The sequence below is a fragment of the Micromonospora sp. NPDC047467 genome (genome assembly GCF_040643095.1).
Lineage (GTDB): Bacteria > Actinomycetota > Actinomycetes > Mycobacteriales > Micromonosporaceae > Micromonospora.
The window spans coordinates 35986-50842 of record NZ_JBEYTO010000015.1 but is presented as its reverse complement, the minus strand read 5'-3'; the positions used below and the strand labels follow the sequence as shown (position 1 = coordinate 50842).

The following is a 14857-nucleotide window of genomic DNA, read 5'->3' as shown; positions in this document are numbered from 1 at the left end:
TCCCGGGCCGATAGATCGCAGTTCACTGGACTGTCGCGGTGGACAGGTGCGGGCTATTTACCGACAGGAAGGTCCTCGCGAGACGGTCGATCATGGTGTCGACCTCCGTGTCGCGGCCCGTGCCCCAGGTGAGGGCGAGGTCCCGGGCCATCCGGGCGGCGTGGTTCGTGTCGGTGCCGACCAGGGCGTTGTGGCACACCCCGGTCAGTGCGTCGGTCGCCGCGGCGCTGCGGGGCCGAAGAACAGCGAGACAGCGGGCTGTCTCGTCGTCGCCGACGAGGTCGGCGGCCCGGTCGAGGAACCGGTCGTACGAGACCTCCGGCAGCGCCACCGCGTCGGCGCGGAGCCGGGACAGCAGATCGGTCACGGGCACCGAGGCGGGTGCCACGACGTTCAGGACGGTGCCCGGCCGCACCGGGTGGTGCGGTTCGGTGAGCGCGGCAACCACCCGCGCGACCACGTCGACCGGAGTCCAGTCCACGTGCAGGCTGGTCGGTGGCCGTACGCCGAGCCGCAGACAGAGCCGCAGGATCATGGTCACCGAGGACCGGGGATTGGCGTGGCCGGTACGCGAGTGGGCGGCGACCTCCCCCAGCCGGACGACGACGGCGGGGACACCCTGCTCGGCGGCTGCCCTCAGCAGCTGCTCGCCGACCCACTTGGACTGGCTGTAGCCGTCGGCCGGCAAGGTAGACCAGGGCGGCAGGAACGCCTCGGCGAGTGGCGTGCCGGGGGTGTGGCGCACGGTGGTCGTCGACAGCGAGATGATCCGCTTGCGGACGTGGGTGCCGGCGAGGTGGATGAGGGTGCGCAGGCCGTGGACGTTCGTGGCGCGTAGGTCGGCGTAGTCGCGGAGGGTGTCGACGCGGCCTCCGGCGTCGACGATCGCGCCGACCTGTCGACAGAGCCGCCGCCAGTCGGCGGCTGGCAGACCGAGGTGGGGCTTGTCCAGGTCACCGGCGAGGGCGGACCACCGGATCATCTCCGCGGGCCCGTAGCCGGCGGCCGACAGCGCCGCCCTGACCCGGTGCCGGGCCGCCTCGTCGTCGGTGGCGCGGACCAGGCAGACGACCGGTCGGTCGCCCTGCGCCGCGAGGGCGGCCAGCACGTGCGAGCCGATGAAGCCGGTCGCGCCGACCAGCAGGATCGTGCCCGGGTCGTCGGGCCGCCGCACCCGCGTCCGGCCCAGCTCGCCGAGGCGCAGGTCGTCGGCCAGATCGTGCGGCGTCACGTCGGGCGGGGGGAGGGAACCGCCCCGGCGGACCAGTTCGGCCTGAGCGGGGATGGTGGCGCAACGGATCAGGTCGCGCACGTCCAGCCGTATCGCGAAGGTGCGTTCGAACTCCACCGCGAGTCGGGCGGCGCCGAGCGATGTCCCGCCGAGGCAGTAGAAGTCGTCGTCGTAGGCGCTGATGCCCAGCACCCGCGTCCAGATCTCGGCGATCCGCGCTTCGACGCTGTCCGGTGGGTACGCGGCCTCGGTGTCGGCGGTCTTCGGCGCGGCGCCTGCCAGGCGGCGGCGCAGTCGCTCCTGGTCGACCTTGCCGTTGGAGAGCAGCGGCAGGGTGGCGAGGCGGACGAACCTGCCGGGCACCAGCGCGGCGGGCAGCGCGGCCCGGGCGTGGTCGCGCAGCGCCTCCTCGGTCACCCCGCGCTCGGCGGAGTAGAAGCAGACCATCGTCGCCGCGACGCCGGCCTCGTCGACGACCACCTTCACCTGGTGGACGCCGGGCAGCGTGGTGAGCGCATGCTCGATCTCGCCCAGGTCCACCCGTATCCCGGCGATCTGGACCTGGGCGTCGCGGCGGCCGCTGAACATCAGCAGGCCGTCCTCGCGTACCCAGCCGAAGTCCCCGGTGCGGTAGAGCAGGTCGCCGGCAACCTCGTCGTACGGGTTCGGAACGAAGACCTGTCGGGTCCGTTCGGCGTCGCCGTGATAACCGGCGCCCAGGCAGACGCCGGCGAGATGGATCTCCCCGATCTCGCCACGGGGTGTCGGGTGACCGTGCTCGTCGAGGAGCAGCACCGACGTGTTGGGCAGGGGCAGACCGAGGGGGATGACCTGTCGGTCGCCGTCGTTCACGGCGTGGAAGACCGAGCCGATCGACGCCTCCGTCGGACCGTAGGTGTTTGTCACGCGGATGTCCGCGAACATCCGCCGGAAGGCCTGCACCGTGTGCGGTTTCGCGGCCTCGCCGCCGATGAAGACCTGGCGCATCGACGCCAGCAGGTGCCGGTCCTGTGGACGGTGCTGGAGGCGTTCGACCAGCAGGTCGAAGATGCTGGGGACGAAGTCCGTCATGGTGACGCCGTGCCGGTGGATCTGGGCGAGCGTCGCGTCGAAGTCGAGGATCCCGGTGCGGTCCGGGATGACCACGGTGCCGCCGCGGGTCAGCGGCCACAGCAGTTGCCAGATCGACGAGTCGAAGGTGTGCGCGGAGTTCTGTAGGACCACCCCGCCGTCGGCGGCGAACCGTTCCGTCATGGACAGGAAGCGGTTGACCAGCCCATGGTGCAGGTTGATCGCGCACTTCGGCAGACCCGTGGAGCCACTGGTGAAGAACGCGTAGATGGGGTCCTGGGGCCGGGGACGATCGGCGGCGGGTGCGGGAACCCGGGTCGTGGCCGGCTCCGTCCGCACATCGATCACCGGCAGGGCGAGGGCCCCGTCCGGCGGCGGCGACCCGAGGGCTGCGACGGGGGTGAGGCCGTCGAGCATCCGCACCTGGCGAAGGGCCGGCCAGGCGCGGTCGAACGGCACGAACGCAGCGCCCGACCGCATGGTGCCGAGCATGGCGACGAGGAGCCCGACCCGGTCGTCGAGCAGGAGCGCGACGAAGTCGCCCCGCCCGGCACCGACGGCGAGCAGATCGGCGGTGACCGCGTCGGCCAGCCGGTCCACGTCCCGGTAGGTCAGCGTGCCGGTGGGATGGATTATCGCGGTGTCGTCGGGGTGTCGGCGGATCGTGTCGTCGATCAGGTCGACGACGGTCTCGTGGATCGGACGTGGCCGGATCGGTCCGGTGAGGAGAGCGCCGACCTCGGTGGGGTCGGGGCGCACGCGCTCTGTCCTGGCGACGGTCAAGGTGTTTCTGAGGACACCACGGAGGCACCTCTCCCGAGCAGTTCCACAATATGCGTAGCGAAAGTCCCGTTGATGGGATTGGCAGTCAACGTTGACTGCGTCGCATCGTAACTACAGTCTTTTGAAATTGTCTACACATCGATAATGGCAATTAGTCGCGGAGAATAGGGCATAGTGTCGATTTCGGTCCACATCGAACTGACGCGTCGTCGGGTGCTCGCGGCGAGCCGACCCGTCCGGTCGTCGGCTGCCACCTGCTAGCAGCTCAAACTCGGTAGGGGCAAGGTTTCTCAGCACTCGGGATCGGTGGCTTCGCCGTCCCGTCAGCCGGCCTGCGGCGACGCGCCACTGGGGACCATCGGATCTATGCGGCAATCCCAGAATCAGGTACGGTCCCTCTGCCGTCACTCTGTACTCCCGTTATCCCGGGGAACAAAGGGGCATTACTGTGAATACATATAAGCCGGCCCGAACCGTCGCCCTTGTAGTCACTATCGGTGCACTCATCCTCAGTGCCGGATGTGCCAAAAAGGACGAGGGTGAGGTTCAGGCCAGCGGGGTCAAGCTGGTCAAGGCGGGCACCCTGACCATCTGCACCCACCTGCCGTACCCGCCGTTCCAGTCCAAGGACGCCAGCGGCAAGGTCGTCGGCTTCGACGTCGACGTGATGGACCTGGCCGCCAAGAAGTTGGGCCTTGAGCAGGCGATTGTCGACACGCCGTTCGAGGGGATCAAGTCCGGTCAGGACCTGAACACGGGCAAGTGTGACGCCGCCGCCGCGGGCATGACGATCACCGAGGAGCGGCGCAAGGTGATGGACTTCTCCGATCCCTACTTCGACGCGACGCAGGCGATGCTGGTCAAGATCGGCAAGCCGTACAAGTCGCTGAACGACCTGAGGGGCAGGAAGGTCGGCGTTCAGGCGTCGACCACGGGCCGTGACTACGCCCGCAAGTTCGAGAAGGAGTTGAGCCTCCAGCTCGTGGAGTTCGAGGACCTCGCCGCCGAGCAGCAGGCTCTCGCCAACGGGCAGATCGAGGCCGCCATCAACGACCTGCCGGTCTGGGCGGAGTACATCAAGAAGAACCCGGGCGGGTTCGAGGTGGCGGCCGAGTTCGACACCGGCGAGCAGTACGGGATCTCGGTGCGCAAGGACGGCAACCCGGAGCTGCTCAAGGTGATCAACGAGGAGTTGGCCAAGGCGAAGCAGGACGGCACGTACGACGCGCTCTACGAGAAGTGGATCGGCAAGAGGCCCAGCGTCTGACCCGACCCGCACCCTCTGCACGACACTCGGCGGTTGGTTCGCCGCCGCACGCCCGGGTACGTTAGCCTAACGATCGTTTAGGTCGGTCGGCGGGCCCGTGCGGCTAGCCGGCGTGGGTGGCGGCAGTAGGGGGTCGGCGTGACGCTCGACGGTGAGGCGCTGGAGCAACTGCGCAAGCGGGCCCGGTCCGGCGGCGCGGACAAGTACCACGCGGCCAACGCGGCCAAGGGCAAGCTCTTCGCCCGCGAACGGGTCGCGCTGCTCGTCGACGAGGGCTCCTTCGTCGAGGACGGCCTCTACGCCAACGCGCTCGCCGAAGGGCTGCCCGCCGACGGCGTGGTCACCGGCACCGCCACCATCGACGGCCGGCAGGTCTGCCTGATGGCCAACGACTCCACCGTCAAGGCCGGCAGTTGGGGCGCCCGCACCGTCGAGAAGATCATCCGGATCATCGAGCGGGCGTACTCCACCAGCGTCCCGATGGTCTACCTGGTCGACTCGGCCGGCGCCCGAATCACCGACCAGGTCGACCTTTTCCCCGGCCGGCGCGGCGCCGGCAAGATCTTCTGGAACCAGGTGCGCGCCTCCGGCTCGATCCCGCAGGTCTGCGCGCTGTTCGGCCCGAGCGCCGCTGGTGGGGCGTACATTCCGGCGTTCTGCGACGTGGTGGCGATGGTCGACGGCAACGCCAGCATGTACCTCGGCTCCGACCGGATGGTCGAGATGGTCACCGGGGAGAAGACCACCCTGGAGGCGATGGGTGGTGCCAAGGTGCACACCGCCGAATCCGGCGTCGGGCACTTCCTCTGCAAGACCGAGGCCGACGCGCTCGACGTGGTGAGGACCTACCTGTCGTACCTGCCGGCCAACTGGACGCAGTCGCCGCCGACCGCGCCGGCCGTCGCCGCGCCCGCGAAGGCCGACCTGGCCGCGCTGGTGCCGGCCAGCGAGCGGCAGGCGTTCGACATGCGGCGGTACGTCAAGGGCCTGCTCGACGAGGGTTCGTTCTTCGAGATCCAGGCGCTCTGGGCCAAGGAGATGACCATCGGCTTCGGCCGGCTCGACGGCGAGGTCGTCGGCGTGCTCGGCAACAACTCGATGTTTAAGGGCGGGGTGCTCTTCGTCGACTCGGCCGACAAAGCGACCCGGTTCGTGCAGCTCTGCGACGCGTTCAACGTGCCACTGCTCTTCCTCAGTGATGTGCCCGGCTTCATGGTCGGCAGCGCGGTGGAGAAGCAGGGCATCATCCGGCACGGCGCCAAGATGATCACCGCGATCTCCGAGGCGACCGTCCCGAAGATCTGCGTGGTGGTCCGCAAGGCGTACGGCGCCGGCCTGTACGCGATGGCCGGCCCCGGCTTCGAGCCGGACGCCACCATCGCGCTGCCCAGCGCGAAGATCGCGGTGATGGGGGCCGAGGCCGCGGTGAACGCGGTCTACGCCAACAAGATCGCGGCGATCGAGGACGAGGCCGAGCGGGCCGCCTTCGTGGCCGCCAAGCGGGCCGAGTACGAGCAGGACATCGACGTCGTACGGCTCGCCAGCGAGTTGGTGGTGGACGCCATCGTCGAGCCGCACGACCTGCGTACCGAGCTGGTCCGCCGGTTCGCGGCGGCACGTACCAAGGACCGCTCCTTCTCCCGGCGCCGCCACGGCATCACCCCGGTCTGATCCCCGACCACCCGCAGCGACCGTCCGGCGTCACAAGCGTAGGGCGGTCGTCCACACAGGAGGACTGAGATGGACTTCCGGCTCACCGACGAACAAGCGGCGCTGCGGTCCAGCGTGCGGGACTTCGCACGCGAGGTGGTCGCCCCGGTCATCGCCGAGCACTACGAGCAGCACACCTTCCCGTACGAGGTGATCCGGCAGATGGGCAAGATGGGCCTGTTCGGCCTGCCCTTCGCCGAGGAGCACGGCGGCATGGGCGGCGACTACTTCGCGCTCTGCCTGGCCCTGGAGGAGTTGGCCCGGGTCGACTCCAGCGTGGCGATCACGCTGGAGGCGGCGGTGTCGCTGGGCGCGATGCCGATCTACCGGTTCGGCACCGAGGAGCAGAAGGCGACCTGGCTGCCGAAGCTGCTCAGCGGCGAGGCGCTGGCCGGCTTCGGGCTCACCGAGCCGGGCACCGGCTCCGACGCCGCCGGCACCCAGACGCGTGCGGTGCTGGACGGTGACGAGTGGGTCATCAACGGGTCGAAGGCGTTCATCACCAACTCGGGCACCGACATCACGGCCATGGTCACCGTCACCGCGGTGACCGGCACGAACCCGGACGGCTCGAAGGAGTTGTCGACCATCATCGTGCCCACCGGCACGCCGGGGTTCACCGTGGCGCCGGGCTACTCCAAGGTGGGCTGGACCGCCTCGGACACCCATGAGTTGACCTTCGACGACTGCCGGGTGCCGGCGGGCAACCTGCTCGGCGAGCGGGGCCGGGGCTTCGCCCAGTTCCTGCGGATCCTCGACGAGGGCCGGATCGCCATCGCCGCGCTGGCCGTCGGCCTCGCCCAGGGCTGCGTCGACGAGTCGATCAAGTACGCGAAGGAGCGGCACGCCTTCGGCCAGCCGATCGGCGCCAACCAGGCGATCCAGTTCAAGATCGCCGACATGGAGTTGAAGGCCCACACCGCCCGGCTGGCCTACTACGACGCCGCCGCCCGGATGCTGGCCGGCGAGCCGTTCAAGCGGCAGGCCGCCATCGCCAAGCTGCACGCCAGCACGATCGCGGTGGACAACGCCCGCGAGGCCACCCAGATCCACGGCGGCTACGGCTTCATGAACGAGTACCCGGTCGCCCGGTTCTGGCGGGACTCCAAGATCCTGGAGATCGGTGAGGGCACCAGCGAGGTGCAGCGCATGATCATCGCGCGGGATCTGGGTCTCTGAGCGACCCCGCACCAGGCACCGTCACCGCCGCGCCTTCTCCGGGCGATCCCGGGAGCCGGCCGAGTTGGCCCGCCGGCACGCCGTGCGGCCCACTCGGTCGCCCAGCCGTGCCAGGCCGGGTTGTCCGTTCGGCTGTCGGATATCGGCGAGCGGGCGTCGGTAGCCCGACGTTCGACTGCCGCTCGTCGGAGCCGAACCGTACTCTTCGTGCCCATGACTCCGGATCAGGAGTGGTCGCGGAGCCCGGCCGGTCGTCCCAGGTTGCCGGAGCTGCTCCATCGGCATCGACGTGCCGCCGGCCTGACCCAGGCGGAGCTGGCGTCCCGAGCCGGGGTGGGCGTGCGGACGGTGCGCGACCTGGAACGGGGCCGGTCGGTCCGGCCCCAGCGCACGACCGTCGAGCTGCTCGCCACGGCGTTGGAGCTGACCGGTGCCACCCGGGCGGCGTTCCTGGGCGCGGCCCGCGGCACCGCCGGTGGTGAGCCTGCCCAGCCGGACGGCGTCCCCGGTGTGCTCAGCGGTGACACCGGGCCAACCTGGTCCGCCCCACCGGTCGCCCTGCCGCCGCCGGTCGCCCTGATCGGGCGCGACCGCGACGTCACCGAGCTGGCCGAGATGCTGATCGCGGAGCGGGGGCCCCGACTGGTGAGCCTGGTCGGGTTGGCAGGGGTCGGCAAGACCGCACTCGCGCTGGCGGTGGCCCACGCGGCAGCCCGGGCGTACCCGGCCGGCGTCGCCGGGGTGCTGGTCGGCGAGGGCTCGGACGGCCCGGACGTGCTCGCCGGCACGATGACCGTGCTCGGCGTGGCCCGGCTGCCGGAGCTCGTCGCCCGGTTCGCCGGACGGCCGGTCCTGCTGGTGATGGACGCGGTGGAGCGATCCCCGGGCCCGGTGGCCGAGACACTGCACCGGCTGACCACGGTGCTGCCGTCGCTGCGGGTGCTGGTCACCGGGCGGCATCCGGTCGGGCTGCCCGGCGAGCGGGTCTGGCCGGTAGCCCCGCTCGAGGTGCCGCCGCCCGACGCCCAGCGTTCCGGACCGGCCGCGCTCGGGTCGTGGCCGGCGGTCGCACTGTTCATCGCCCGGCTCGCCCAGGTCCGTCGGGAGCCACCCACCCCCGAGGAATTGCCGGCGTTGGCCGCGCTGGTTCGCCGACTGGGTGGGCTGCCGCTGGCCATCGAGCTGATGGCCGCGCGGGGACGGCTGCTCGACCTCACCGAGCTGCTCGACCGGTACGGCGACCGGGTGCTCGACCTGGCCACCCCCGCCGACCCGGGCTGGGACGCGCCGGAGTCGGCAACCCGCCGCCGGTACGGCACCGATGCCACCCGGGCGGCGGGGGCGGTCACCCTGCGGGATGCGGTGGCGAGCAGCTACCGGCTGCTCGCGCCCGATGAGCGGGACGCGCTGCGGCGGCTCGCCATGTTCGGCAACCGGTGGTCGGTGGAGCTGGCCGAGGAGATGCTCGCCGACGAGGCCGACCGGGACGGCACGGTGGCCGTCGACCCGGTCCCGCTGCTGGACCGGCTCGCCGAACTCGGCCTGTTGAGCGTGCGCGGCACCGGACCGTTCCGGTTTCGCCTGCTCGACGCCGTCCGTGAATTCGCTGTCGAGCAGGCGGTCGGCGGTGGCGAACTGGCCTGCCACCGCCGACGGCATGCCGAGGTGGTCGCTCGCCTGGTGGCGCGGACCGCCGGCGACCTGGCCGGTCCCCGGCTGCTCGACGCGGTGCACCGGCTCGACGAGGCGAGCAGCGACATCAGCTCGGCGCTGGCGCACGCCGCCACCGACGATCCGCTGACCGCCCTCCGCCTGGCGGCCTGCCTGACCCGCTGGTGGCGGTTCCGGGGGCGCGACGTGGCCGGCCGGCAGTGGCTTCGGCGCCTGTTGGCCGATCCGAGGACCGCCGACGCCGGCCCGATCCTGCGCGGTTGGGCCAGTCTCGGGGTGGCGCGGCTCGCTGCCGAGCATGGCGCGGAGGCCGACGAGCTGCCGACCGCGCGGGCCGCGCTGGCCATGTTCCGGAAGGCGGGCGACGTGACCGGCGAGTTGGAGGCGCGCAACGTGCTCGGCGCGCTGCTGACCACCGTCGGCGCGCACGACGAGGCCCGCGAGCAGTCGGAGGCGCTGCTCCGACTGGCCGTCCGCAACGGGCGCACCCGGGACATGGCGGTGGCACAGAACAGTCTCGCCTGGCACGAGATCCGGGTCGGTGACCTGGCCGCGGCCCGTCGCCGGCTGGCCGCCGTGGACCGGCTCGCCGCCGAGGGCGGTGAGCCACGGTTGCGGGTGCTGGCCTGGGCCAACCGGGCCGAGGTCGCCCGCCTGGAGGGCCGGTACGCCGACGCAGTCGACGAGGGTCGGCGGGCGGTGGCGGCGCTGTCGGAGTTGGGTGATCCGGGCCATCGCCGCCGAGTGCTCGGGACGGTCGGGCTGGCGTTCGCCCAGGACGGGCGTGCCCCGGAGGCGACCGAGGTGCTCACCGAACTGCGTACAGGGGTGGCGGTTGCCGTACCGGGGCGACGCTGGGCCGAGCGGGCCGGACCGCCCCGACCGCGCTCGGACGGGGCCGCGCTGTCCTGGGGCGGGCCGGAGGCGGGAATCTGCGCGTTGATCGAGGGGAACCTGGCCCTGCACCGGGGTGACCGGGAGTTGGCGGCCGAGTGGTTCGCTGCCGCCGTCGAGGCCGATCACGATCGGCGGGGCGTGGTCGAGGCGCTGGTGGGGCTGGCCGCCAGCACCGGGGACCCGATCGTCCTCGATCGTCTCGACCGGGTCTGCGAGGAGAGCGGCATCCGGTTGTTGCCGCAGGAGTCGGGCTTGCTCTATGCGCTGACGGCCGGGCGGGGTGGGCCCCCGGGCCGGTAGTCGGGCGGGGAGTGGCGCGAGCGAAAGCCCCCTTGGTGCTACCCCTCGCTGTTCGCCCGCGCCGTCACCCCCCGGTGATTCCCCGGTGGAGCCAGCCTGCCACCGCCGCTGGGGCGGAAAGTGCCCTTCAAGCGGTTTGTCCGGCCGGCAAGGTCAGTTCTGCCGGTCTTTCTGCCGGTGCTGTTTCGACACTGCTCCGCGCGCGTTCCGCCCGCGCGGGACGGCTGGCGGGGTCAGGCCGCGCCGGTGTCCTCGACCAGCTCGTGCCCCTGGTCAGTGCTGCCGGCGGTGGCACCGGGATGCACGGCGTCGCGCACCCGGCGCAGGCCGTCGAGCAGCGCTGCCAGGGCCTCGGGGTCGAGTTGGCCGGTGAACCACTGCTCGATGATCCGCAAATGCCCGGGTAACGTCTCATCGAGCCGTTGCAGGCCGGCCGCGGTAACCACCGCGTACGAGCTGCGTCGGTCGTTCGGGCAGGCGCGGCGGGTGAGCAGCCCGTCGCGTTCCATTCGGTCCACCACGCGGGTCACTCCGCTGGTGGACAGGGATGTCTGAGCCGCGAGGTCGGTCATCCGCAGTTGGTTGCCCGGCGAGCGGGCCAGTCGGGTGATCACCTCGAACTCGACCGAGGAGAGGCCATGCTCTTCGAGTTGGGCGGAGAACCGGGCCGACAGCCCGGCGTGTGCCTCGTAGAGCAGGCCAACGGCGGTAATCCGGGGGTCGTCGAACACGTTGGTCACTCGTTCACTCTACCAGTACTTGACACGGGGAATATTGTCGCGGTTATAGTTGCTCAGGCAGTTGTTGGGCTACTAAACAATTCTCCTGGAGGAACAGCATGACCAGCAGCACCGATGCGGTTACCCGCGACTGGGACGGCCTCACCATCCCGGCGCCCGGCACCTACGTGCTGGACGCGGCGCACAAGCGGGTCGGCTTCGTCGCCCGGCACATGATGGTGAGCAAGGTCCGCGGCGAGTTCAACGAGGCCACCGCCACCATCACCATCGCCGAGGACCCGCTGCAGTCCTCGGTCGTCGCGACCATCCAGGGTGCCAGCATCGACACCACCCAGGCTGACCGGGACGGGCACCTGCGCAGCCCCGAGTTCCTGGACGTCGAGAAGTACCCGACCCTGGAGTTCCGCAGCAACGGCGTCAAGTCCCGCCGCGGCAACGAGTTCGTCCTCACCGGTGAGCTGACCATCAAGGACGTCACGCGTCCGGTCGAGCTGGAGGTGGAGTTCGAGGGTGTCGGCCGCAGCCCGTTCGGGCAGGACATCTTCGGCTTCTCCGCGAGCACCGAGATCGACCGCGAGGAGTTCGGTCTGACCTGGAACGTCACCCTGGAGACCGGTGGAGTGCTGGTCGGCAAGAAGGTCAAGATCGAGATCGAGGGCGAGGCCATCCGCCAGGCCTGATCCCTCGGATCGCCGGTACGCCGGGCCCACGCCGCAGGTCGGTGTGGGCCCGGCGTCGTCTCCGAGCGCGTGTGAATTGTCACGAGCTGTTCGCACTGTCATCGGGTCCGATCCGGCCCGGACGGGGTAGAGACGGCGCCACGAGTGCGTCCGCTCCGGCCGGCATCGGATCACCGCCGTCGGCCTCTGGCCCTGGCCAGGCGAACGCTCCTAACGTGGTGGTTCACAATGCGCTTTCCGGGACGGCAGGATCCCGACCGCGCCGGCTGTCGGGAGGACACAATGGGCAGGGACGTCGCGCAGGGCGCCTTCACCCGGGAGGACCGCGTCCGTTACCGGCAGAAGGTCCGGCGATGTCTGGACGTCTTCGCGCTGATGCTCGACGACTTCGGGTTCGACGCCGACCGGCCGATGACCGGCCTGGAGATCGAGCTCAACCTGGTCGACTCGGCGGCCGAGCCGGCGATGCGCAACGAGGAGATCCTCGTCGACATCGCCGACCCGCTCTTCCAGACCGAGTTGGGGCAGTTCAACCTGGAACTCAACGCCGAACCCCGGCTGATCGAGGCCGCCGGTTTCGCCGACTACGAACACGACCTGCGCAGCAGCCTCTCCCGGGCCGACGAGCGGGCCGCCAAGTCCGACGCGAAGATCGTCCTGGTCGGCATCCTGCCCACCCTCACCGAGCGCCACCTGGTCGAGGACAATCTCTCCACCAACGAGCGTTACCGTGTGCTCAACGACCAGATCGTCGGCGCCCGGGGCGAAGACATCGAACTCGACATCCGTGGCGTCGAGCAGTTGCGGACGCACACCGACTCGATCGCCCCCGAGGCGGCCTGCACCAGCCTCCAGTTCCACCTCCAGGTCGCACCGGACAGCTTCGCCGACTACTGGAACGCGTCCCAGGCCATCGCCGGAGTGCAGGTGGCGGTCGGGGCCAACTCGCCCTTCCTGTACGGCCGCCAACTCTGGGCCGAAACCCGGATCGCCCTGTTCAAGCAGGCCACCGACACCCGCCCGGAGGAGCTGAAGGCCCAGGGCGTACGCCCCCGGGTCTGGTTCGGCGAGCGGTGGATCACCTCGATCTTCGACCTCTTCGAGGAGAACGTCCGGTACTTCCCGCCGCTGCTGCCGATCTGCGAGGACGAGGACCCGGTGGAGGTGCTGCACGCCGGTGGGGTGCCCCAACTGGGCGAGTTGCGGCTGCACAACGGCACGGTCTACCGGTGGAACCGCCCGGTCTACGACATCATGAACGGCCGCCCACACCTGCGGGTGGAGAACCGGGTGTTGCCGGCCGGCCCGACGGTGGTCGACATGCTGGCCAACGCGGCCTTCTACTTCGGTCTGGCCCGCGGCCTGGCCGAGGCGGACCGGCCGATCTGGAGCCAGCTCACCTTCAGCTCCGCCGAGGAGAACTTCCATTCCGCCGCCCGGCGCGGCCTCGACGCCGTGCTGCACTGGCCCCGCCTCGGCGACGTACCGGTCACCAAGCTGGTGCTGGACCAGTTGCTGCCCGTCGCCGCGACCGGCCTGGACGGGTTCGGGGTCGACCCGGCGCAGCGGGACCGGCTGCTCGGCATCATCGAGCAGCGCTGCCGCACCGGCCGCAACGGTGCCGTCTGGCAGACCGAGGCGGTCTGGGCGGCGGAGCGACACCGGGGGATGGACCGCGCCGCCGCACTGCACCACATGGTCCAGCGCTACGCGGAACTGCAACGCGGCAACGAGCCGGTCCACACCTGGCCGGTCGACTGACGATCCCCCGGTCGTGCTGCTCGCGGGCCGGGATCAGTCGGTGGTGGGGCGGGCTGGCCGACGGCGCCGGCCAGCCGGAGCAGGGCTCTCCGTCGGTTCGCCGCCGGTGGGTTCAGCCGCATCCGAGAGATCCGGGTCCGTGCGCGGCGACGGCACCTGGGGTACGCCGGCCCGGTCGCGGCGCGGGGGAACGGCGACGCCCCGCGTCGGGGCCGCGTCGACGTCACGTGCGCGGGGAACGGCGGCGTCGCGGGCCCGGGACCGCGTCGCCCGGCTCGTCGGCGGGGTGGAGTCGGCCCCGCTGTCCTCAGTGGAGGCCCCGCTGGCCGTCAGCGCCCCGGATCGCGCCTCGTCGGTAGAGGTCACTTGAGCGTCGGCACCCGGGGTCGGGCCGGGGGAAGCTGCCGGTGCGGTCGCCGGCCGGTTGGCGGCCCGGGTCCGCTCGACACGTTCGGCGAGGACGGCGACCAGCACCGAGCCACCGATGCCGGCGATCACCGCGTACGGGGCGATGAGCTGGGTGGAGAACTGCGCCGGGCCGAGCGTCGCCCAGCGCGGCACGGTGGTCAGGTAGGCGAGCGCGACGAGGAGTGGGCCGGCCGCGCCGGAGGCCGCCGCACCGACCCGGTGCCCGCCCGACCGCGCGGCCCGTCGGGCGGCCAGCGCGCCTATCACCAGCGCGGGAACAAGTGCCAGCAGCGCACCGGGCCAGTAGAGCTGGCCCCCGATCCAGTACCGCGCGTGGTCCGGGTCGAGCTGCCAGGTGCCGAGCTGGGCGCCGGTAAGCCCGCGTCCGACGCGTACCCCGTCGATCACCGAGACCACCGCGAGCAGCCAGAGCCAGGCGGCCGTGGCGGTGACGTTCAGCGCGGCGGTACGCGAGCGCAGCGCCCAGAGCGCGACGAGGACGCCGATCAGGATGCCCAGCGCCGCGTGCAGGGCGGCGACCCGCTGCGGCACGCTTGTGTCGGCACCCACCGCGACCCGCGCCGGCACGGCGACCAGCAGCACGGTGACCAGCCCGCCGAGCCCGGCGGCGAGCGCCAACGCCAAGCTGCGGAGCAGGCCGTCGCGTTCGCCGGGCAGCGTTTCGGCCACCTGCGTCGGCCGGCCGGCCGTCGCGCTCGGTCCGTCCTGAACCGCGTCGGTGCCCGTGCCCGCCGGACCGGCCACGAGCGCCGTCGGCTCCGGTGCGTCGGCCTTGTTCCGCGGGGCCGGTGCCGGCTGAGTGGGCGGCGTCGGGTCCGGCAGGGGTACGCGCCGGTGGTGCAGCCGCTGCGCGCAGACCGCACCCAGCACCGTTGAGCTGGCGGCGAGCCAGGTGGCCCAGGCGAGGCCATCCGCCCAGGCCGTGTCGTTGGCCCCGGCATCGGTCGGCGTCCACGTGATGACGCCGAGCCCGTAGCCGAAGCCGAGCTGCGCGGCGCCCGCGCCGGCAGCGACCCCGATCGCCGTCACGATCGATACTCCCCAGCCCCGTCTGGCCATGCCGGGCAGCGTAACGTCCCGTCGTCGGCGCGGCGAGTCGCAGCGACCCGCCGGATTGAACGGTCGGCACAACGAGGTT

General features: G+C 71.3%; 9 protein-coding genes. 6 read left to right on the top strand and 3 right to left on the bottom strand.

Annotation, left to right across the window (positions count from 1 at the left end; genetic code table 11):
* Window positions 1-22: 22 nt before the first annotated feature.
* Entirely contained in the window at window positions 23-3061 is a 3039-nt protein-coding gene (locus ABZ780_RS29695; RefSeq protein ID WP_357488157.1) for an amino acid adenylation domain-containing protein, read from the bottom strand.
* Window positions 3062-3533: 472 nt separating this feature from the next.
* Between ABZ780_RS29695 and ABZ780_RS29690 the strand changes: the two genes are divergently transcribed.
* From ABZ780_RS29690 to ABZ780_RS29675, 4 genes are all read left to right on the top strand, one after another.
* Window positions 3534-4352, top strand: coding sequence for a basic amino acid ABC transporter substrate-binding protein (locus tag ABZ780_RS29690; protein WP_357003276.1), 819 nt, complete (start codon window positions 3534-3536; stop codon window positions 4350-4352).
* Window positions 4353-4490: 138 nt separating this feature from the next.
* Complete coding sequence (locus ABZ780_RS29685; RefSeq protein WP_357488156.1) at window positions 4491-6023, top strand: acyl-CoA carboxylase subunit beta; 1533 nt, start codon at window positions 4491-4493, stop codon at window positions 6021-6023.
* A gap of 69 nt (window positions 6024-6092) precedes the next feature.
* On the top strand, window positions 6093-7241 hold the full coding sequence (locus ABZ780_RS29680; RefSeq protein WP_357003281.1) for an acyl-CoA dehydrogenase family protein: 1149 nt from the start codon (window positions 6093-6095) through the stop codon (window positions 7239-7241).
* A 213-nt stretch (window positions 7242-7454) separates the two neighbouring features.
* Window positions 7455-10109 carry a helix-turn-helix domain-containing protein gene (locus ABZ780_RS29675; RefSeq protein WP_357003283.1) on the top strand — a complete coding sequence of 885 codons (2655 nt, stop codon included), beginning with the start codon at window positions 7455-7457 and terminating at the stop codon, window positions 10107-10109.
* A 233-nt stretch (window positions 10110-10342) separates the two neighbouring features.
* On the opposite strand, the gene ABZ780_RS29670 is transcribed toward ABZ780_RS29675, so the two are convergent.
* On the bottom strand, window positions 10343-10849 hold the full coding sequence (locus tag ABZ780_RS29670) for a MarR family transcriptional regulator (RefSeq protein WP_357003285.1): 507 nt from the start codon (window positions 10847-10849) through the stop codon (window positions 10343-10345).
* A 98-nt stretch (window positions 10850-10947) separates the two neighbouring features.
* On the opposite strand from ABZ780_RS29670, the gene ABZ780_RS29665 reads away from it, so the two are divergent.
* Together ABZ780_RS29665 and ABZ780_RS29660 are read left to right on the top strand one after the other, a co-directional pair.
* The gene (locus ABZ780_RS29665) at window positions 10948-11529 is read left to right on the top strand and encodes a YceI family protein (RefSeq protein WP_357003287.1); all 582 of its coding nucleotides are present in this window, start codon (window positions 10948-10950) and stop codon (window positions 11527-11529) included.
* 282 nt (window positions 11530-11811) lie between these two features.
* Window positions 11812-13290: a glutamate--cysteine ligase gene (locus ABZ780_RS29660; protein WP_357003289.1), complete on the top strand. Its 1479-nt coding sequence runs from the start codon at window positions 11812-11814 to the stop codon at window positions 13288-13290.
* Between the two features lie 33 nt (window positions 13291-13323).
* Here ABZ780_RS29660 and ABZ780_RS29655 read toward each other — a convergent pair whose 3' ends face one another.
* On the bottom strand, window positions 13324-14778 hold the full coding sequence (locus ABZ780_RS29655; protein ID WP_357003291.1) for a hypothetical protein: 1455 nt from the start codon (window positions 14776-14778) through the stop codon (window positions 13324-13326).
* Window positions 14779-14857: the final 79 nt, after the last annotated feature.